The organism is Alkalihalophilus pseudofirmus (assembly GCF_029094545.1).
GTDB classification, from domain to species: Bacteria; Bacillota; Bacilli; order Bacillales; family Bacillaceae_D; genus Alkalihalophilus; species Alkalihalophilus pseudofirmus.
This window is the reverse complement of record NZ_CP117835.1, coordinates 2333945-2353396: the sequence shown is the minus strand read 5'-3', so window position 1 is coordinate 2353396 and position 19452 is coordinate 2333945. Positions and strand designations below refer to the sequence as shown.

Below are 19452 nucleotides of genomic sequence, written 5' to 3'. Positions count from 1 at the left end.
AGGTACTAATAACGGTATAGGTGATGTTGAAATGATTAAAGGACAAGACTCGATCCCTCTTAGCCCATATATGGGACTCTATGATCTCGTGGTACCTAAAGACAATATGCTTCGTCAAATGAATGAACTCGTGGATTTTTCTTTCATTATGGACGAACTCCAAGACAAGTATTGTTTGACGAATGGTCGTAATGCGATCTCTCCGATCCGCATGTTTAAATACCTTTTATTAAAGACTATTTTTGATTTGTCAGATGTTGATGTAGTGGAACGCTCCAAGTACGACATGTCATTTAAATTCTTTTTAGACTTGGCTCCAGAAGCTGGTGTCATTGACCCCAGTTCCCTAACGAAATTCCGTAAACTCCGTCTTCCAGATGAGGGTTTATTAGATATGCTGGTTGGGAAGAGCGTTGAGATCGCTATAGAACATAATATCCTTAAAGACCCCACTATTATCCTTGATGCGACTCATACGAGAGCTTGTTTTAATAAAAATCACCGAAAGAATTTCTACAAGAAAAGTCTAAAAATGTTCGGAAAGCAGTCTATCGTGTAGATGAGTCGATGCAAGGGAAGTTCCCTGACAAACCTACATCTAATGACCTTCAAGAGGAATTAGAGTACTGCCGACAGGTCATCTCTACTGTAGAAAGCTCAAAAAGTGTCGAAGTACCCGCTGTGAAAGAAAGGCTTAATGTCTTAAAAGAAGTTGTCGAGGATTATGAAGAAAACATGATTCAATCGGAGGACCCTGACGCACGAACAGGATTTAAATCTCAAGACACTTCTTTCTTTGGATATAAATCTCACCTTGCCATGACAAATGAAGAACGAATTATTACCGCTGCGGTCATTACATCAGGTGAAAAAATGACGGGAAATACCTAAGAGAACTCGTGGACAAAACAAAAAATGCAGGTGTAAACGTAGATACCATTATCGCTGATACAGCTTACTCCGAAAGAGAAAATATCCGTTTCACAAACGAACACAAAATGGAGCTTGTCTCAAAACTTCACCCTCTAGTTACTAATGGATCACGTAAGAATGATGAGTTTGAGTTTAATAAAGATGCTGGTACATATATGTGTAAGGCAGGACACCTAGCCATTCAAAAGAAATATGATGGCTGTACCAAGCACAATAAAAATCCTAGATACCGTTATTTCTTCGACGTAGAAAAATGTAAGGTTTGCCCTCTGAAAGAGGGATGTTACAAAGAAGGGGCTAAAACAAAGTCGTACTACGTAACAGTTAAATCAACTGAACACACCGAGCAAGAAGCGTTTCAAGAAACAGAGAGATTCAAAGAACTATCAAAGTCTCGGTATAAAATAGAAGCGAAGAACAGCGAATTAAAAAACCGGCACGGGTATAAAAAAGCGAATTACTCGGGTCTATTTGGTATGCAAATACAAGCGGCCACCACCATATTCGCCGTCAATTTAAAAAGAATATTGAGACTCAAGAACCAAAAAGAGTCGTAATAATCAAGAGAAAGGGCAGTTTCTTCTCCACGGCCGGAGAAGAAACTGCCCTTATTTTTTATTTTTTTGATCATTTCCTCAGGCCACTAAAAAAACCATGGGTTTATCAGTGGCCTCCTCTAGGCCCCACAGAAGTCTTCACATATTTCATCCGCTTGGTTACTTGCATTTTGTACTTATTACGTGGAGTGATGTATTTATGGCTCAGTTAAAATGTTAAACCCAAGCCTGCGTTTGCTTAAATCACTGAACAGCTGCTAATATGGGAGCACTATACAACATCTTTTCTCCGTTGATTGGAGCGGAAGGTGCGAAAATTCAGTGGGGATGTGTGTGACCAGGGTGACCCCACAGGGCGAAGGCCCGTGGAGGCTCCCGGTCCGCTCGCGGAAAGCAAGTACCTGCAGTGGAAATCAATAACTAGTGTAGCAGCCTTCCAATAAAATTCTTATTGGTTTATTGAGAAAGATAGAAACGGTAATGACTTCTGATCTAAATGAACGCTAGCTGGCGTTTCTAAATAGATTTCCCCGTCTATATCAACTTCTTCTTTTTGCTCAATTTCTAATTCGAACGAGCTTGTCTGGATAAAGTCGATTCCTTCCATTTCATCAGGGAATGTTGGGGAAGTAGCCTTATTAAACAAATTTTTTAACAAAGATAATCCCGCTTCTCTTATTAGATAAATATCTAACAAGCCATCTGTCAGGCTGGATTTTTCGTGATATAAACTGGTGGTACCTAGGGAATGACCGTTCATGGCGAGGATCATTACAGCTTCATCATTTTCTACACCTTCCTTTGTTTTGAGAGTATAGGAAAAGGGAGCGGCCTGTTGCATCGACTGCAGTGCGCTGACAAAATAGCTGAACTTCCCTATGCTTTGTTTAAGATCATCATTTGTCCCTTCAGATGCTTTTGTGATAAGTCCTACCCCAAAGAAATTGGAGAAGGCTCGGCCATTTACTGTACCTATGTCTGATTGGATCATTTTTGCCTCTTCAAAAGCTTCACATGCTGCATCTATTTTAAGTGGAATGTTCAAGGATCTAGCAAAGTCATTGCATGTGCCTGTTGGAAGAATAAAAATAGGGGGCGATTCCTTAAGCTTGATTAATCCATTTACACATTCGTGTACTGTCCCGTCACCGCCCATAATGATAATAAGATCAAATTGAGATGCACGCTCTAAACAAAAGGTTTCCGCATCTCCTTTTTTTAGTGTTTTCATTAAGGTTAATTCATTGATATAAGACTCAAGTCCTTCGACTGCTTCAGCTAGGGAGGCTTTAATATCATTGCTTCCGGCAGAGCCGTTATAGATCAGCATCGCTTTGTTATACATTTCCATCCCTCATTTCTATACTGTGTATAGTTCCCCTTATTCCCTTATTAGATGAGTTCAACACATAGGATCCGTCCTTTTTTAAATGACCAGATTTAGTATGACATTGTCTAAAATGGTTTGTTATAATACGGAAGAATACTTGGTCAGTTGACGTGAAGGAGTTTATCAAATGGATTTTACGATACAGTACTTATCATTTTTTGTGATCAATGTGGAAGGACAAGGAGAGCAAGCTAATAAGACATATAAGCATTATCAGACACTCGATCATACGTCTTATGAAAACCATGCGTTAAAAGATTTCTTAGATGGGGAATTAATGAAAGTGGCGAAGCGAAAAGTAGAACAAAATCCGAAATCAGAGCAGGTGCCGACTAAAATTGGACGCTTTGTCGTAGAACCGGGTTATGATCTAGATACTAATCCTAATTACAACCAATTTAATCGGATTCGTTTAGCCGAGACATCTGAGGATTTTAAACGCCATAGTGAGCAGCTCGTTCATGCTTATATGGATACGAGTGCGATCCGCGGCGGTGCTTTGCTTGTCATTAGAGCTAAATTGAATAAATACATGGATGACCCTTTTGTCTTTGTTTTAAAATGTGATTTTGAACAGAAGGTAGCAAGTATTACGGATGAGAAAACGTTGATTCATCATGTCAATCGTGCGATTACAACAAAGAATATGAAATCCATTCAATACCCTTATATGCCAGAAGAAGGAATGGTCGAGGAGTGGGAGCTGAAGGTTCATCAATCCTCCCATGCAAGATATTTTGAAGACTTCTTGAAATTTGTGGAATACAATAAATCAATGCCTGAACTTGTAAAGCATCAAATGATCGAAATGGCGCAGCAGCATATAGCCGACACGTATCAAGAAGCAAGTCCAGAAAGAGAGCAGGAAGAAGAGTTTATTGAAGCATGGTCCAATACGCCTGTACGTGAAATGCAGGAGAAATGGACGCCCGATCAGGTGGTAGAAGCTTCTGCACCGATCATTGAGCATCAACCAGAGATTGAATTGAAGCTAAAGCTAGACCATATCGATGTGCGTGCCATGCTATCAGATTTCGGTGAATGTCTGCATATTGCTAAAGTAAACGGTAAATACGTGATTGTCATAGAAGGAGATTCATTTACGTTTGAAAAAGGCGTTTCGCCAGTAGAATTTTTGAGGCCGGATGATTTAGAGGAAGTGTTGAAGAGGGTAGGGAGATAGTTTTATATAATTAGTACGCAAGCATAGAGGCCACAGTGATCGTGGGGCTCTATGCTTTTTTATGATGTGAAAAAAACCATTTTTACGCCCCTTTAAATAGAAGGAGGACAAGAGTCTTTGCACTAACAAATTTCGAACATATGGTGGAAGTAAAGGGGGTGTAAAGATGTCAATCAGCAGAAGAAAGTTACGCAAAGCATTAAGAGTTGTAGCAAGCCTGCCTTTAATTCCACTATATCAGCCGCCGGCAGAAGGGAGCTCTGGCAGCTGCTCAAACTTCTGTTCTAACGTGTGCAGGACGCTTTATCCGTTTCAGTTTAACCAATGTTTTAATGACTGCATCAATTGCCAACAAGGCGCCGCAGAAACAGAAGAGGACTAATTAAAAGAAGAGAAGCAGGAAAAAGTTGAGGCTGACATGCCTCAATTTTTTATTTTCCTATCATTAATTTCCTATTAATTAGTGCTTATCCGATAAAGTGCTTTTTCTGTCTCTATTTTAATCTCGTTTCCATCTGAATGAAATTTGAATGATTCATCAAGAGGAATTTCAAAGTAATTATCAGGGAGCGGGGTGCGAGTTTCATCTCCATGTATGTAGCCTTCACCGTATAAAATGACTTCTTCGCTAGGCAGGTAATCATCTTGAGTGTTCTGATTTGCTGAACGAACCTCAACTGATTGTAATTCAAGTGAAATTAAATCAATATCTAATACATCTTTGCTTCCTGTCTCATGTTCACCTTTTTGAATAGAAAGAGTTTGACCGTTATGTTCATCAAGCCATTGCGTAAATTGGTCGACATTTGTGTTCATTTATTTCAGCTCCTTACTTTAGTATGTGCAACTTAGTATGGTTAAGAACCCTTTACTTTATAAGGGTGAATTCATTTCATAACAAAAAGCAATGAAAGAATGAGCCTTTGATTGCTTAATTAACCTGATTTATATTGTTCTAAACCTAAATAAAGAGATAGAAGCTGAAAATTGCTTCTATCTCATTTAACTATATTTATCTCACTTGTCCTGAACCTGAAATTTTAAGCTTTGTTGTCGTTAGAGCAGGGAGCCCCATAGGTCCGCGTGCGTGAAGCTTTTGAGTTGAGATCCCAATTTCTGCACCGTATCCTAGGGCACTTCCGTCAGTAAAGCGTGTAGAAGCATTATGGTAAACTGCTGCTGCATCCACTTGATTTAGGAATAGATCGGCTGCAGCTTGGTCCTCTGTTACAACAGCCTCAGAATGTTTCGTTCCATATTGCTCAATATGATTGACGGCTTCTGTAATGTCATCGACAATTTTCAGAGCAATATCAAGGCTTAAATATTCTTCAGCCCAATCCATTCTTTCGCAAGGACAGCGCCAGGGATCGTATTGACGACCTCTTGCTCACCATGAACCGTAATACTGTATTCTTTAAATGTTGAAATGAATGTTTCTTTGTGAGCTGTGAAAAACTCACGGTGAATAATTACTGTTTCAAGCGCGTTACACACAGCAGGGCGGTCTGTTTTCGCATTGATCATGATATCAAGCGCTTTTTTTAGGTCTGCTTGTTTATCGACATACACATGCACGTTTCCAACACCTGTCTCAAGCACCGGAATCGTTGCCTTACGTACAACCGTATCAATTAATGAACCGCCGCCACGAGGAATAAGCACATCAATATGTTCTTTCATCGTAAATAACTGCTCGGTTGCCTCGCGGTCTGTGCTCGCGATAAATTGAACAGCATCAACTGGTATGCTTGTTTTTTCAAGTGCTCGATGGATAACGGAGATAATTCCTTTATTAGAATTCAAGGCAGATGAACCGCCTTTTAACACGATCGCATTTCCTGATTTTAGAGCAAGCCCTGTTGCATCAACCGTTACATTTGGACGAGCTTCATAGATCATTCCGATCACACCTAGCGGAACACGCTCATTTTTAACATTCAGCCCGTTCTCAAGCGTCCATTCAGAAACGGTTTCACCTACAGGATCTTTAAGTTTAACTAGCTCGCGTAGGCCGTTTGCGAAATCTTCAATTCTTTCTTTTGTTAAGAGCAGGCGATCCATAAATGCTTGCTCATAACCTTTTTCGCGTCCAAGCTCTAAATCTTTCTCGTTCTCTTCTAAGATAGACGAATGATTGGCTTCAAGTTCATCGGCAATAATTAAAAGTGCTTCATCTTTTTGCTTTGTTGAAAGGGCAGCGAGTGATTTGCTCGCTTTTTGAGCCTTTTGTGCTTGTTCTCCTACATTAACAGTCGGTTTTGTGATGGTAGTCAATTCGATCCTCTCCTTATATCGGTTTTAGGACATAGTTACACTTGGAACACAAACAAATTCATCTTGACGAATTGCTTCACTTTTCGTCACTTTTATATCAGCAGGTATATCATTAAGTTTCAGACGTTTAATTTTACGCAGTTGTTCAGCCGAATAGTTAATAACGCCGCGGCCAACTTCCTCGCCATTCAGGTGGCGTATAACTACAACATCCCCGCAGTCAAAGTCTCCATTTACTTCACGTACGCCTTGAGGGAGGAGGTGGCTTTGTTCTTCTGTGATCGCAACTCTGGCGCCATCATCAATGATGACTTCTCCTTTAGAGCCAGAGTTAAATGCAATCCAGTGCTGAGTGACATCAAGACCGTCTTCTTTTTCATCCGGTTTGAAATATGTTCCTCTAGCTGAATGATGCACAGCATCTGAGAGAATATTCGACTTGTTCGCATCCCCGATAAACGTTTCAATGCCTGCAGCTAAAGAGATTTTCACCGCATCGATCTTAGAGCTCATTCCACCTGTACCTACATCACTGTTAGAATCTCCGGCGGCAGCCTCAATTTCAGGAGTGATTTCACGTACTTCTTCTAATAGGGTAGCTTCAGGATTCGTTTTAGGATTGTCATCATATAACCCGTCAATATCAGAAAGAATGATTAATTCATCAGCCTCGACAAGGCCGGCTACTTTTGCTGACAAGGTATCGTTATCGCCGAATTTCAGCTGTTTAATTGTAATCGTATCATTTTCATTAACAATTGGAACGACGCCGCGTTCAAGCAAGACTTGAATCGTGTTACGTGCGTTCATGTAACGCATTTGATCAGAGAAATCACTGCGCGTAATTAAAATTTGCGAGGCAATATACCCGTGAGAAATGAAGCGCTCAGAGTATGCCTCCATTAATAGACATTGTCCGATTGAAGCGGCTGCTTGTTTTTCTGCAAGTTTAGTAGGGCGCTCAATTAAGCCAAGCTTCCTGTAACCTGCTGCAACAGCTCCTGAAGAAACTAATACGACCTCATGACCCTCTTCTTTAATAAGTGCGATCTCATCGACTAAACGGTCAAGTTTACGTAGGCTGATCTCACCGTTACGGCTAGTCAATGAACTGCTTCCAATTTTTACTACGATACGTTTTTTGTCTGTCAATTTCTTCACTCCAGTATATCTATAAAATTAGCTAAGTGTTTTCTCACGTACAGTTGATAATTCTTTCGTAATATCGCGAGAGCGCTTTGCTGCTCCTTTAATACATTCAATAATAATGTCTTGATAATCATTGTCTTCAAGAACATTTAATCCAGCTTCTGTTGTACCGCCTGGACTTTTTACATTTTGATATAGTTCACGAGGAGACTTATCTGTTGATTTCATTAAATCAATTGCCCCTTGCATCATCTGTAAAATGACTTCTTCTCCTAGATCTTGATCAAGGTTAAGCTCCTCAAGAGATTGCTGCATCCCTTCAACAAGATAGTACATATAAGCAGGACCGCTGCCTGCGATCGCAGTAAGGCTGTCAATATCATGTTCAGGCACTGTTTTAACCATACCGACTGATTTAAATAGTTCCTCTGCAATAGTCAGCTGATCCTTTGTTACACCATCGCCCGCTGCAATCATTGTTGCAGATGAACCAACAGCAGCTGACGTGTTTGGCATAATTCGAATCACAGGCGCATCGTGACCAAGCAATTCTGAAATATATTCAGTTGTTATACCTGCAAGAACCGATAAGAATAGTTGGTTTTCTGAAGTGAATGAACGAATTTCTTCTATTGAATCCTTCACACCAACAGGTTTCATCGCAAGAATAACAACATCTGCTTTCTTTAAAATTTCTTCTTTATTCGTACTCGTTTGTACACCATACGTTTCCTTTAAATGGTTCAGGCGGTCAAGATTTGAGCGGTTTGTCACATAGATATTCTCCGCTCGGACCATTTTTTGTTTAATCAATCCTGCAAAGATCGCTTCTGCCATCGATCCTGCACCAATAAAAGCAACATTCTGTTGTATCACGTAGTATCATCTCCACATTTCGTTTTTGGCTGTTAACCATTTAATTCTGTTGTTAGTTGATAAAGCTTAAATCTGGTCATATTCGCTTAAAAAAGCTGATTAATTAATCTCACAAGTAATAATGCTAAAGGAATTATTCATTTGATTCAACTCGTGTAAGGCTTCATTATATGTACTGTCGCATTCTATCGCAGATTGTGAAAAACGTGAGGAATGGTAAGGTTACATATACGGCTTTATAAGAGCAGATGCTCTTGTTAACTAGAACATGAATAGATTATTTACATATAGAGGATAAATCCTGACGATTATTTCCGTTCCTAGACATATAAAACAATATAAAAACTAGCTGTTTACCATTTTTCTTGTAAATCAACTAGTGAAGTGACAGTATTTATTGGACCATACCCTAATTTTCCAAATATCCAAATGTAGGCGTACCTTTAGGTGGTATTTAACATAGAATGTCAATGAAATACCCAATAAAAAATGAAAGGTAGGATGTTTGGATGAGTAAAAAAAATAGAACCAAACAAAACATAAAGCCTATCCAAGGCAGACAACTTCCTAATGACGTGCAGCCAGAATGTATTCGCACAATTAAAGTATACGACTGGGTTATCTTAACGAACCGCGATCGTAACAAGGTGCCGATTCCTGAAGATTGTTTTGCAGAGATTGAAGCTTGCCGTGCTGCAGGTTCGATCGTATCAGCTGAGTGTGAACTAGTAGAAGATTCTACTTCTTGCAATGTCATTAGCAGCCAAGATGCAAATATCGAGGGTATCCCAAGTGCTCAAATAGTAACTCTTGGCTTCCACGCTCAAATTCAAGTTACATTCTTCTGTGACGATGACGAGCTTTGCAGTTTCACTGTTCCAGTTAGCTTCGTAGACGATGTGATCTTATGTTACCCTGATGGAACAGAGATCAACTGTGACATTTTTGATGTGCAATGTAATGTTGTCATGGACTATATGTTCGGCAACATGGTTATGCTTGATGTCATTATGTGTAAAGACGTTCAAGTTGAAGCAGAAGTAAAGCTTGAAGTAGAAGCGAAATTCTGCGGACCTCGTCGTCCAATCCCAGTTCCAGATGTACCGATTGAATGTCCATTCCCAACATTCCCGCAGCAATGTCCAGAGTTCTTCCCTCCAGAAAACTGTGAGTGTCAAGGCGGGGCTTCATTATTTAATTCTGAGGAGACTATTTTTGTTAATGCTAGCGGAACGTTATCGCCAGTTACAGGTAACCTAACGTTAAACACTACAATTTGTGATCAATGTACGTTAGCAGGAAGCACATTAACAGCTAGTTTTGTTGACTTCCCACAAGTAGATCCTTCACCTGAAGACATTATAGATCAAAGCTTCAGCTTTATTGCTACTCAATTTGACTATCCTACATGTGATGATGATACCCTCACAGTAACAGGTGTTGGTACGTTCACACTAGCAGGTCAATTACCACAAAATGCGAACTTCACATTAATCCTAGATGATTCAGACGAGTCTGTTGAATTGACCATTACAGCACAAGGCGGCGGAACATTAGCGGTAATTGATGTTGATGAAGCTGATGTAACAGTAAGAAACTGCGTAAGATTTGATGACTAGTATGATGTTACACAACGGGAAGAGACTTTCTTTTCCCGTTCTTTTATTTTAGCCGGTCCTTTCTTCTAAGTTCGCTTAGTTCTTGCTTTAACACCTGAAATTCGCTCTCCATTTTTTCGGCCAATAGTTGACTTTCTTTCAGCTGTCCTTCGTAATAAGCTAATCGTTCTCTTAAGTTGTTTAAATACGAATGGTTCATTTTTTTAGATAAAGTCATTTGCTGTGAGAGTAGCTGATTTTTTTCATTTTGATGACTTGCCTGAATTGTTTCAAGTTGCTTTTCTAGGTTATGGATCCTTTGTACATATTTAGAAATCTCTCGTTTAAGGTTTCCGGTTACTTCTTCAGATTTTTTTGATTTTTGCTGCCACTTTATTTTAGAGCGCTGTTGGATCTCAGTTCGTTTTTTACTTTCCTTTAATTCTGTTTCTAAATTGTTCCTTTCGTGTTCAAGGAGGTTGTTTTTCTCTTGTAGCTGTTGAAATACTTCTTTTAAATGACTGGTTTGTTCACGGCTTCTCTCTTCAAGTGTGGCGGCTTTTTTTAGTTCATTTTTGAGTTTTAACATGTTGGCTTGAAGGGCTCGTTCTTGAGTATTTTTTTTATCAAGCTGTGTGGCTGCGTTTTGGACTTGGTTTTGTAATTCATTATTTACAGCCGTAAGGGAGGTTATCTGCTTTTTGAGTTCATCAACTATTTTCTCCGATTCTTTCTGCTTGGTTTGAAGCTGAAGATTAGACATGTTTAATTCATCTATTCTAACAGCCAATTCATCCACTTGATCATCTTTTAAGCTTAACTGTTCATTAAGCTGCTTATTCAAGTCTTTCTCAAGGGTTATCTGGCTCTCGGCATCTTTTGCTAAATTCTTCAAATTTTCAATCTCTTCTATTAGAAGAGACAACTCATGATTTAGTTCTTTATTCTCGATTTTTAACTGTTTAAGCTGGCTGTAATGGTAGTTTTCCTCATATTCTTTTAGTTTCACTTGACTCGCCTTTAATTCGGATTTTAAGTGGATAATAATATGTTGCAGCTGTGTGTTTGTTTTCTTGTGATAACTCATCTTCTCTTTAGGGTCCATTTTCATTTCTCTAACCCCCTTATACGTCCTCTCCTAAAATATATGCATGTTTACAAAAAATAAGAATTATTCCTCAAAACATATTCATTTCAATTACATTCCTTTTTCACCAATCCGCATTTACCTACATATACATATATCAATTTTACATATCACATAAAAGGGTGGTGGGGCTTGATGATCAAAAACCTGCTAAGAGAGGTGTTTAAGGAACTTGATGATCTTGAGGACTATGACAAAAAGGTAGCGAGGCATCAAGCCTCACTGAACTCGTATAAGGAAAAATTAAAACAGTGCAAGGTAATTGAAGATGAGCTCATGCTGGCTGTAAATGAGCTTGCTGGATCTATGGAGCTTGAAACAAAGCAATTAACGATAGAAGAGGCAGCTATAGCAGATAAGTCAACCCAAACGGCCACAGATGCTTTACCTTGGAGCGATAGACACCGTCAAAAGGGGTCACCAAGTCTTGTGAAAGAAGTAGGGGATCATAAAACGAAAACCGTATGTTACCAAAATTTAAACTCCCATGCTGAACGTATTAAGAGACAATTTCATAGGATAGATAAGAATATGTGGGCAAAGGAAGACTCAGCAAATGAAAGTACGACTGATAAAAAGGGGAAGTGGTATGCTATGTTTTGGAATACGTCAAGCGAAGACGAATTAAATCACTATAAAACTCAAAATGAACAATTACGTAAAACGATTAATCATTTAACGGAAGATATCTCAGAAATTAAGAAAATCTTCTTAGATGTTCACGAAACGTTAGAAACGTATCAGAAGAATGATCGCGAAAGCTTAGGGCAACTGAGCAGTGAATTATCAAATGTAAAGGATAAGGAATCTCAAATTAAGCTGGAAATAGATAAAATGTATGATGCGATACGTACTTTGCAAGATAAAGAGGAGAGAGCCAAAAAAGAAATTTCAGCGTTAAATGAGATAGTGATGAAGTATAAAGATTATGATGAACAAAATAAGAAGTATATCGAAGAATTGAAAGCTGCTTTAAAAAACAATCAATCAAAAGAGAATCAGTATAAGGAGCAGTTGAAACGTTATGAGAAAACATTAAAATCAATGAAGCAGCAAAATACGTCTCCTGCACAACATAAAGCTAAAAGTGATTCAAAAGAAACAGATCCGATGGGTATTTACCAACGATATGAGCACTTGAAGGCTATTGATCCATTTAGAGCTTACCGTCGCTAATACGATAAGATCATGTAGGCAGTCCAGAGAAATTCCAATGTCATAATAACGTCACTGTTTTTCCTAGTAAGCAAGTGTGAAAGGGGAAGATAGAAACATGAACGTTAAAGGGTTAGCAATAAGCGGCAGGCAAGTCCCTAATTCTGTTGGAGTGGAATGTATCAAGACGACTAAACTATATGATTGGGTTATTTTAACGAATAGAGATCGAAATAAGGTGCCTATTCCGAAAAAATGTTTAGCGCTGATCAAGAAATGTCATGGATGTGATGGACAATTAAACATCGTATGTCAAGAAATAAAAAAGACACGAACGTGCAAGATTCTTGAAGAGAAACAAATCAATATCGGTGTGGCGAGTGCAAAAATCGTCACGCTTCTATTTTCTAGTGAAATTAGTATTTCTGTAACATGCACTAGAGCAGATTGTGAATGCCAAAAAGATTGTCATTTTAAAGTGCCCATTACTTTTATAGATGATGTGATTCTATGTCACCCTGAAGGCACTGAAATTAAATGTTCGATTTATGAAGTGTATTGTCAGGTTTTATCAAATGAAATCTTAGGAGATTTTGTACTTCTCGATGTTACAATGTGTAAAGAAATGGTAGTGGAAGGCGAGGCTATTCTAGAGCTTGAAGGAAAGTTCTGCGGTCCTAGAGATCCGATTGAATTATCTGCTGATTATTCAGCGTGTGCATTTCCGACATTCCCTAGTCAGTGTCGAGAGTTTTTCCCATCTGACACTTGCGAATGCCAAGGAGATGCTGAAGTCATTAATTCAACTGAAACCATTCTAGTAAATGGAGGTAACGGCTTATCACGCGTCAAGGAGCGTTGACTTTGAGTACAGTGATCTGTAATCAGTGTTCCATCCAGGGAAGCCAATTCAGTGCTTCTTTTATTGACTTCCCGGGGCAGAATCCAACCAGTCCTACTCCTGAAGATTAAATAGATCAAAGCTTCACCTTTCTTGCAAATGGTTTTAGTTCAATTTCTTGTACAAATCAGAGTTTAACTGTAAATGGAACAGGGGTCTTTTCACAAGCTGGACAATTAGCAACAAATGCAATTTTTACGCTCGTTCTCAATCAATCACTTAATACGATTCAGACAGACATTAGGCTGTTAGATACGACTCCATTAGCAACGATTCAAGTAGTCTCATCAAATGTAACGGTAGCTGATTGCCTAGACTCCAATCGATAATTTAACTGTTCTTTTCGTATACCTATTACCTATTTTTAGTGAATACTGTTACCAATTGGCAGAGCTTCTCATATAAATAATGTATGCCAGAAAGGAGAGCTGCTTGTGAACTTTGAACAATTTAAACATATCGTTGAAAAGAGAATTAACAGTGATAGTTATAAGAGGCCCACTCAGTCGAAACGGGTATCTTCTACTCCTGCTGCTAAAGGGAAGTCTGCACCTAAAAAAGGCTGCTGTGGGAGAAGAAAGCAAGTTTAGTGAAATATTATTACACCTATTGTATTATCCCCCTCAAATAAGTTCATAATGATACCAGTTATATATAACTGGTATCTTTTTAATAGGAGACAAGGATTCGATTATTTGATTGAACCTCGAGCTTTTGTTCGTTAAAAAATACAAATCCCTCAATTTGTACTTTAGCTGTTTTTTCATTTGAGGGCAAAGAAATTTGAACATTATTTAAAGAGTGCTGAGTATTAGGTTGGATAGTTAGGTCTTGTATTGGACTAATCCATATTTCTCCCTTTTCTCTTAAGTGCTCATGCCAATCATTTGCATGATACTTCCACCCGCTTGCTCCACTATCGTTCATTATTCCCATGCTTTGTGCAACATTTGGAGGTACGATCTGTCCTGAAATTTTAATTTCGTTGTCAGGACCTGTTTTTAGACAAATTAATGGGTTTGTAAGTTGAGTAGTTCCGGTGTTTTTTATTGTGAATGTAACAAGAAGCTTCACTTTTCTTTTTTCTGAGTCAAGGATGGTTTGATAATCAAAAAAAGTTTCTGCAGTTTCCCGGACGATTTTTTTTGAGGTGTCTAGGGATATTTTTTTGACTTGATTTGAGTTTTCCTTGTGAAGTTCGTTTTGTGTTTTTTTCGACTTATTTGTTTTGGAAATTGGTTGATTTAAGAACTCCAATGGTAAATAAGAAAGTAAGCTAAGCGGCATATCCGACCTAAATCTAGCTAAAATGCTCATTGCAATCATAATCGCGTAATTCTGTCCGTAATCATTCCAAAACGTTTCATTTTTAATTTCAGGGTGGTTTGCCTGAATCGTAAGATAAGGCGTCAAATCATTTATGGTTTCATTAGATTGAAAGGATGCCCCGTACTTTCTAATTTCATTACGTAAGATAGATAACCATTTTCGATTGTTTGGCTTCGCATTATAGGATAATTCAATGACGGGCTCTTGCAATTTGACCAATTCAGTTATGGCCAGCCTTAAATGAAAGTCTGCAAGGATTGAAGGTTTCTCCTCGGCAAGAATGGTTACTTTAGCTCCGCTGTGTTCTAAATACTTTTTAATTTGTAGTAAGATTTGTTGTTCGACTTGGTTTCTTCTAAAGGAATTCAGGTGTGAATGCATAACGGGCGATAAGGTAATGTGCTTTTCATGTAAGCCAGGTTTAAGTTCAAGGGTGTGATGTTCATGATCGAGCTGTGTTTCAAAGCCTGATTCATTTAAGAAATAATAAAAAGCTGCTAATGAATCTGGTGAAATGGAGCTAACTTTTCTTCCGTTATTAGTAATGTTTACGTTCAACATTCATCCCTCCTATTTAATGTAAGATCATCATCGATGCTGTTCCAAAATCTACACAGTATTCATATACATACTATATGTTGATGAATAGGAGTGATGATTAAAATGGGATTTGATAACTTTAAAAAATTAGTTGAAAGTAAGATGAGTAACTCAACACAAGGAGCCGGTAGAAGGGCAAAACCAACACCAAAACCAACAGCAAAACCAACACTAAAACCTGCGCCCAGTCTCCAACAACAAAAAGCAAAAAGAGGCGGCTGCTGCTTTAAGCGAAACTTACCATAAGAAGAAAAATAAGCTTAGGAGGACCTTGTTCATTAAAGCGAGCATATATCAAGAAGTAATTAATCATTGTCAAAGCGAGCTTCCGTATGAAGGGTGTGGTTTGTTGTCTGGCTCGGAGGGTGTGATTACATCGTGTTGGCCGGTGACAAATATTCAAAGAAGCCCCACTTCTTTTGCAATGAGCAATTCAGATATGCTTAGGGTTTTTGAAGAAATGGAAAAATTAAATGAAGAATTTCTTGGAATTTTCCATTCGCACCCAACCGCCAAAGCTTATCCGTCTCATGAAGATATTATTTACAACCCTTATCCAGAAAAGGGTTATTTGATTATTTCTTTTTTAAAGGGCAAACCGGTATTAAAATGTTATCGGTTCAAGGGCAAGGAAGTTTATCCTGTTGAGGTCGTACAAATATAAAATGAATAAAGGTCAAGTTCAACATACGAACTTGACCTCTTTGTCGTTATTTGTAACAGTTGCAACCTTTATCTTTCTTCTTCTTTTTGTGTTTTTTATTGTGTTTTTTATGCTGCTCTTTACAGCATGTATGCTTTTTCTTGCATTTGTCTTTTTTCTTCTTACATTTATGATTCTTCTTTTTACACTTCTTTGGTTCCTCTTTACAGCTGCAGCAAAGCCAGCATTTACAACAAAAGCTTTTTTTATCTACTTCTTCAACAGGGTTATAGGACTTTATACGATCTTCATGAATAAAACATTTATTAAACATTAGGAAAACCTCCTTTCAATGTAACTCTTATATTCTATTTCCAAAACATCCTTTCGGTGTAGGCTAACGAGCTAGATTGGGAACAGTCTATTAATCTAACTATGTATAACATTTACTAATCTTGTTCATCAATCTAGGGGGGGAGCGAACTGATTCATTTAAGGCAGCATATAAAGAAAAGAGATGTATAGATTTACAATATATAGATTAAAGAAGGTGTTTGGTTTGAAAGGTATCATCTTAGCTGGAGGAACAGGTACCAGGTTAGCACCTATAACTAAAATCATTAACAAGCATTTATTACCCGTAGGACAATATCCGATGATTTATTGGTCTGTTATGAAATTGAAAGAAGCAGGTATCGAAAATCAACTTATTGTCACAACAAAGGAAAGTATGCCGATGTTTAAAGCACTGCTAGGTAAGGGGGAGTCACTTGGGGTAAGACTTAGTTATATAGTTCAATCTTCCGCAACAGGAATAGCAGCAGGAATTGGGTTAGCTAAGGAATTTGTAGGGGATGACCGTTTTATTGTCGTTCTTGGTGATAATTTATTCGAAAGGTCATTAACACCTTATATTCGTGCGTTTGAACAACAAGATAGCGGTGCAAAGGTGTTGCTTAAAGAGGTGCAAGATCCACATAGATATGGAATAGCAGAGGTAGACCAAGAGAATAAAAAGATCAAATCAATTGTAGAGAAACCTTCAGAACCACGTTCGAATTATTGTGTGGTTGGCATTTACATGTATGATTCAAGTTATTTTGATCTGCTTACTATTATTTCTCCATCAGATAGGGGGGAGCTTGAGGTCACTGATATTAATAAACAATACATGATGAGAAGTCAACTTACCTATGATGTCCTTAGCGGGTGGTGGATCGATGCTGGAACCCATGAATCTTTATTTAAGGCAAATACGTTGATTTATCAGGGAGGAGAGGAGTAAATGCAAAAAATTCTCGTTACTGGTGGTGCCGGATTTATTGGCTCGAACTTTATACGATATGCCCTTAACCATTCTGATGCACAAATTACTAATATTGATGCTCTCACCTACGCTGGAAATGAGAGTAGTTTGTCTGATCTAGCAGACCACCTTAGATATCAATTTATAAAAGTGAATCTAGTAAATGAAGAGGAAGTAGAGGCTGCTTTTTCAGAACCATATGATCTCATCATTCATTTTGCAGCAGAGTCCCATGTAGATAGAAGCATACTGGATGCCGGGAGCTTCATTAATACCAATATTCTCGGAACCCATCAGTTGCTTAAAAAAGTACTCGAAGGGAAAGCCTCAAAAATGATTCATGTTTCCACCGATGAAGTGTATGGTTCCCTGAACGTAGGGGATGAAGCATTTACAGAAAGCACTCCGATTGCCCCTAATAATCCTTATGCAGCCAGCAAGGCCAGCTCCGACCTCTTTGTTCAGGCATTCCATCATACGTATCAAGTGCCAGTTATGATTACAAGATGCTCAAATAATTACGGTCCTTATCAGCATCCAGAGAAATTAATCCCCACTATCATAAGAAAAGCCTTAAAGGAAGAACCAATCCCTTTATATGGGGATGGGTTAAATATTCGTGATTGGCTTTTTGTTGAAGACCATTGCCGTGCTATATGGAACGTTGCCGAGAAGGGGAAAGCTGGCGAAGTGTACAATATTGGCGGCAATCACGAAAAAACAAATCTTGAAGTCGTAAAAACAATTCTAGATTATCTAAAAAAAGACCGCTCGCTGATTACATTTGTAGAAGATCGATTAGGTCATGATCGCCGTTATGCTATTAATTCTAGTAAAATCCAACAACAGCTTGGCTGGCAGCCAGAGACGACTTTTGATGAAGGATTAAAGAAAACGATTGATTGGTATGTAAACAACGAGTTGTGGGTGCGTGATGTTTTGAAAAAGGATAAGCAACTATGAACGTATTAATTACTGGTGGCGGGGGACAGCTTGGTAAGTCTTTAGCTAAAGTATTACAAGAGGCCAATGCAAATGTATATAGTTATTCAAAGAGCGAATTAGATATTACGAATATGGAAGATGTGAGGCGAGCATTTCAGGAAGCAATGCCAGATTACGTATACCACGCAGCAGCCTACACAGCAGTTGATGAATGTGAAAAAAAAATCAAAAAAGCGTATGACATTAACACGGTTGGTACTTTAAATGTAGCCAAGGAATCTAGCAAGTATGGTGCTTGTCTATTTTATATGAGTTCAGATTACGTGTTCGACGGGGAAAGTCAGACGGCTTACACAGAAGTGAGCGAGCCGAATCCGAAAAGTGTTTATGGATTAAGCAAGTGGATAGGAGAGAGGGTTGTTCAAGCAAGCTTATCAACCTATTATATTGTCCGCACGTCTTGGTTATATGGCCATGGCGGGAAGAACTTTGTGAAAACAATGAGGAGGCTTGGACTAACGAACAAAGAAATACAAGTTGTGAATGATCAAACCGGTTCACCGACCTATGTAGAAGATTTAACGAAGGTTCTCCTTCAACTGATCGGTAAACCATATGGAATCTATCATATAAGTAATAGCGGCAGCTGTTCATGGTATGAATTTGCTAAAACGATCTATCTTCTAAGCGGGGCTGACCCTGAATTAGTCAAACCAACAACCGCTGAAGAGTACGGAGCGCTAGCACCAAGACCTGTTTATTCAGTATTAAGCATGGATCGACTTGAAGCTTGTGGCATACAAAAGCCTCAGTACTGGCTGGATGCGGTAAAAGAATTCATCGAAAAGGAGGAGTGGGTTGATGATTAAAGGTGTGAAAGTAAAGCAGTTAAAAAGACATTGCGATGACAGGGGTTTCTTTACCGAACTTGTGCGGGATGACGAAGACTTGTTAGAACGATTTGGGCAAGCATCTATGTCAATGAGCTATCCTGGTGTAATCAAAGCCTTTCATTACCATGAAAAACAAGATGATGTATGGTTTTTTCCATCAGGAAACGCCCAAGTCGTGCTCTATGACTTAAGAGAGGATTCAGAAACCTATCAACATACGGATGTTTATTATATGGGTGAGAACAATCCAATCATTCTAGTGATACCAAAAGGGGTAGCGCATGGATACCGTGTATTAGGAAACAAACCAGCAACGATTATTTATTTCACAACAGAGTCATACGATCCAACAAATCCAGATGAAAAGCGAATACCATGGGATGATAAAGAAATTGGGTTTGATTGGGTGACGAGATTCCATTAATAAAGACATGATAAGTTTATTTAAAAATGATAACTAAAATTAAAATAGACAATGCTATGATTAGCAATAACTATTTGTTTTTATTATTAGCTTATAGTAAAATAAAAGTGCAGAACTCAATTATTTGAGTTCTGCACTTTTATTAG

19 protein-coding genes and 2 pseudogenes are annotated in these 19452 nt (G+C 38.4%); 14 read left to right on the top strand and 7 right to left on the bottom strand.

Annotated features, from left to right (window positions below):
* Positions 1 to 31 precede the first annotated feature (31 nt).
* A pseudogene (locus PQ478_RS12630) lies at positions 32 to 1490 on the top strand (IS1182 family transposase).
* 448 nt (positions 1491 to 1938) lie between these two features.
* On the opposite strand, the gene PQ478_RS12625 reads toward PQ478_RS12630, so the two are convergent.
* Positions 1939 to 2835: a diacylglycerol/lipid kinase family protein gene (locus PQ478_RS12625; RefSeq protein ID WP_289234495.1), complete on the bottom strand. Its 897-nt coding sequence runs from the start codon at positions 2833 to 2835 to the stop codon at positions 1939 to 1941.
* Positions 2836 to 3007: 172 nt separating this feature from the next.
* On the opposite strand from PQ478_RS12625, the gene PQ478_RS12620 reads away from it, so the two are divergent.
* Entirely contained in the window at positions 3008 to 4063 is a 1056-nt protein-coding gene (locus PQ478_RS12620; protein WP_289234494.1) for a DUF3900 domain-containing protein, read from the top strand.
* Positions 4064 to 4229: 166 nt separating this feature from the next.
* Positions 4230 to 4445 (top strand): hypothetical protein, encoded by a 216-nt coding sequence (locus PQ478_RS12615; RefSeq protein WP_012959139.1) that lies wholly within the window; start codon positions 4230 to 4232, stop codon positions 4443 to 4445.
* 74 nt (positions 4446 to 4519) lie between these two features.
* Here the strand turns inward: PQ478_RS12615 and ymzB are convergent, their stop codons facing one another.
* The 4 genes and pseudogenes from ymzB to proC form a co-directional block, all read right to left on the bottom strand.
* Positions 4520 to 4879 carry a protein YmzB gene (gene ymzB / locus PQ478_RS12610; RefSeq protein WP_012959138.1) on the bottom strand — a complete coding sequence of 120 codons (360 nt, stop codon included), beginning with the start codon at positions 4877 to 4879 and terminating at the stop codon, positions 4520 to 4522.
* Positions 4880 to 5075: 196 nt separating this feature from the next.
* Positions 5076 to 6340: pseudogene (locus tag PQ478_RS12605) on the bottom strand (glutamate-5-semialdehyde dehydrogenase).
* 24 nt (positions 6341 to 6364) lie between these two features.
* A complete protein-coding gene (proB, locus tag PQ478_RS12600; RefSeq protein ID WP_083633470.1) occupies positions 6365 to 7492 on the bottom strand; it encodes a glutamate 5-kinase in 1128 nt (375 codons plus the stop codon).
* Between the two features lie 27 nt (positions 7493 to 7519).
* The gene (proC, locus tag PQ478_RS12595; RefSeq protein ID WP_012959136.1) at positions 7520 to 8365 is read right to left on the bottom strand and encodes a pyrroline-5-carboxylate reductase; all 846 of its coding nucleotides are present in this window, start codon (positions 8363 to 8365) and stop codon (positions 7520 to 7522) included.
* 509 nt (positions 8366 to 8874) lie between these two features.
* Between proC and PQ478_RS12590 the strand changes: the two genes are divergently transcribed.
* Entirely contained in the window at positions 8875 to 9984 is a 1110-nt protein-coding gene (locus PQ478_RS12590) for a BMQ_0737 family morphogenetic spore coat protein (protein WP_289234493.1), read from the top strand.
* A 43-nt stretch (positions 9985 to 10027) separates the two neighbouring features.
* On the opposite strand, the gene PQ478_RS12585 is transcribed toward PQ478_RS12590, so the two are convergent.
* On the bottom strand, positions 10028 to 11074 hold the full coding sequence (locus PQ478_RS12585; RefSeq protein WP_289234492.1) for a coiled-coil domain-containing protein: 1047 nt from the start codon (positions 11072 to 11074) through the stop codon (positions 10028 to 10030).
* A gap of 171 nt (positions 11075 to 11245) precedes the next feature.
* Between PQ478_RS12585 and PQ478_RS12580 the strand changes: the two genes are divergently transcribed.
* The 3 genes from PQ478_RS12580 to PQ478_RS12570 all read left to right on the top strand — a co-directional run bounded on the left by PQ478_RS12580 (position 11246) and on the right by PQ478_RS12570 (position 13756).
* A complete protein-coding gene (locus tag PQ478_RS12580) occupies positions 11246 to 12286 on the top strand; it encodes a hypothetical protein (RefSeq protein ID WP_289234491.1) in 1041 nt (346 codons plus the stop codon).
* A 97-nt stretch (positions 12287 to 12383) separates the two neighbouring features.
* Entirely contained in the window at positions 12384 to 13127 is a 744-nt protein-coding gene (locus PQ478_RS12575; RefSeq protein WP_289234490.1) for a BMQ_0737 family morphogenetic spore coat protein, read from the top strand.
* A 473-nt stretch (positions 13128 to 13600) separates the two neighbouring features.
* Complete coding sequence (locus PQ478_RS12570; protein ID WP_289234489.1) at positions 13601 to 13756, top strand: hypothetical protein; 156 nt, start codon at positions 13601 to 13603, stop codon at positions 13754 to 13756.
* A gap of 79 nt (positions 13757 to 13835) precedes the next feature.
* Here PQ478_RS12570 and PQ478_RS12565 read toward each other — a convergent pair whose 3' ends face one another.
* Positions 13836 to 15056 carry a hypothetical protein gene (locus tag PQ478_RS12565; protein WP_289234488.1) on the bottom strand — a complete coding sequence of 407 codons (1221 nt, stop codon included), beginning with the start codon at positions 15054 to 15056 and terminating at the stop codon, positions 13836 to 13838.
* A gap of 102 nt (positions 15057 to 15158) precedes the next feature.
* Here PQ478_RS12565 and PQ478_RS12560 point away from each other — a divergent pair, with 102 nt between their 5' ends.
* The 7 genes from PQ478_RS12560 to PQ478_RS12530 all read left to right on the top strand — a co-directional run bounded on the left by PQ478_RS12560 (position 15159) and on the right by PQ478_RS12530 (position 19306).
* Positions 15159 to 15341 carry a hypothetical protein gene (locus PQ478_RS12560; protein ID WP_289234487.1) on the top strand — a complete coding sequence of 61 codons (183 nt, stop codon included), beginning with the start codon at positions 15159 to 15161 and terminating at the stop codon, positions 15339 to 15341.
* Positions 15342 to 15366: 25 nt separating this feature from the next.
* A complete protein-coding gene (locus PQ478_RS12555; protein WP_289234486.1) occupies positions 15367 to 15759 on the top strand; it encodes a M67 family metallopeptidase in 393 nt (130 codons plus the stop codon).
* Position 15760: 1 nt separating this feature from the next.
* The gene (locus PQ478_RS12550; RefSeq protein ID WP_289234485.1) at positions 15761 to 16075 is read left to right on the top strand and encodes a hypothetical protein; all 315 of its coding nucleotides are present in this window, start codon (positions 15761 to 15763) and stop codon (positions 16073 to 16075) included.
* A 222-nt stretch (positions 16076 to 16297) separates the two neighbouring features.
* Positions 16298 to 17023: a sugar phosphate nucleotidyltransferase gene (locus PQ478_RS12545; RefSeq protein ID WP_289234484.1), complete on the top strand. Its 726-nt coding sequence runs from the start codon at positions 16298 to 16300 to the stop codon at positions 17021 to 17023.
* Complete coding sequence (gene rfbB / locus PQ478_RS12540) at positions 17024 to 18007, top strand: dTDP-glucose 4,6-dehydratase (protein ID WP_289234483.1); 984 nt, start codon at positions 17024 to 17026, stop codon at positions 18005 to 18007.
* On the top strand, positions 18004 to 18858 hold the full coding sequence (gene rfbD / locus PQ478_RS12535) for a dTDP-4-dehydrorhamnose reductase (protein WP_289234482.1): 855 nt from the start codon (positions 18004 to 18006) through the stop codon (positions 18856 to 18858). Before rfbB ends, rfbD begins: the two co-directional genes overlap by 4 nt.
* On the top strand, positions 18851 to 19306 hold the full coding sequence (locus PQ478_RS12530) for a dTDP-4-dehydrorhamnose 3,5-epimerase family protein (protein WP_289234481.1): 456 nt from the start codon (positions 18851 to 18853) through the stop codon (positions 19304 to 19306). The genes rfbD and PQ478_RS12530 overlap by 8 nt, the downstream gene beginning before the upstream one ends.
* Positions 19307 to 19452: the final 146 nt, after the last annotated feature.

Coding starts and splice junctions, on each gene's coding strand:
- PQ478_RS12615 (WP_012959139.1), top strand. CDS start 4,230: ATGTCAATCAGCAGAAGAAAGTTACGCAAAGCATTAAGAGTTGTAGCA.
- PQ478_RS12575 (WP_289234490.1), top strand. CDS start 12,384: ATGAACGTTAAAGGGTTAGCAATAAGCGGCAGGCAAGTCCCTAATTCT.
- PQ478_RS12560 (WP_289234487.1), top strand. CDS start 15,159: ATGGGATTTGATAACTTTAAAAAATTAGTTGAAAGTAAGATGAGTAAC.
- PQ478_RS12585 (WP_289234492.1), bottom strand. CDS start 11,074: ATGAAAATGGACCCTAAAGAGAAGATGAGTTATCACAAGAAAACAAAC.
- PQ478_RS12565 (WP_289234488.1), bottom strand. CDS start 15,056: ATGTTGAACGTAAACATTACTAATAACGGAAGAAAAGTTAGCTCCATT.
- PQ478_RS12620 (WP_289234494.1), top strand. CDS start 3,008: ATGGATTTTACGATACAGTACTTATCATTTTTTGTGATCAATGTGGAA.
- ymzB (WP_012959138.1), bottom strand. CDS start 4,879: ATGAACACAAATGTCGACCAATTTACGCAATGGCTTGATGAACATAAC.
- PQ478_RS12530 (WP_289234481.1), top strand. CDS start 18,851: ATGATTAAAGGTGTGAAAGTAAAGCAGTTAAAAAGACATTGCGATGAC.
- rfbB (WP_289234483.1), top strand. CDS start 17,024: ATGCAAAAAATTCTCGTTACTGGTGGTGCCGGATTTATTGGCTCGAAC.
- PQ478_RS12550 (WP_289234485.1), top strand. CDS start 15,761: ATGAATAAAGGTCAAGTTCAACATACGAACTTGACCTCTTTGTCGTTA.
- PQ478_RS12590 (WP_289234493.1), top strand. CDS start 8,875: ATGAGTAAAAAAAATAGAACCAAACAAAACATAAAGCCTATCCAAGGC.
- PQ478_RS12625 (WP_289234495.1), bottom strand. CDS start 2,835: ATGTATAACAAAGCGATGCTGATCTATAACGGCTCTGCCGGAAGCAAT.
- PQ478_RS12580 (WP_289234491.1), top strand. CDS start 11,246: ATGATCAAAAACCTGCTAAGAGAGGTGTTTAAGGAACTTGATGATCTT.
- rfbD (WP_289234482.1), top strand. CDS start 18,004: ATGAACGTATTAATTACTGGTGGCGGGGGACAGCTTGGTAAGTCTTTA.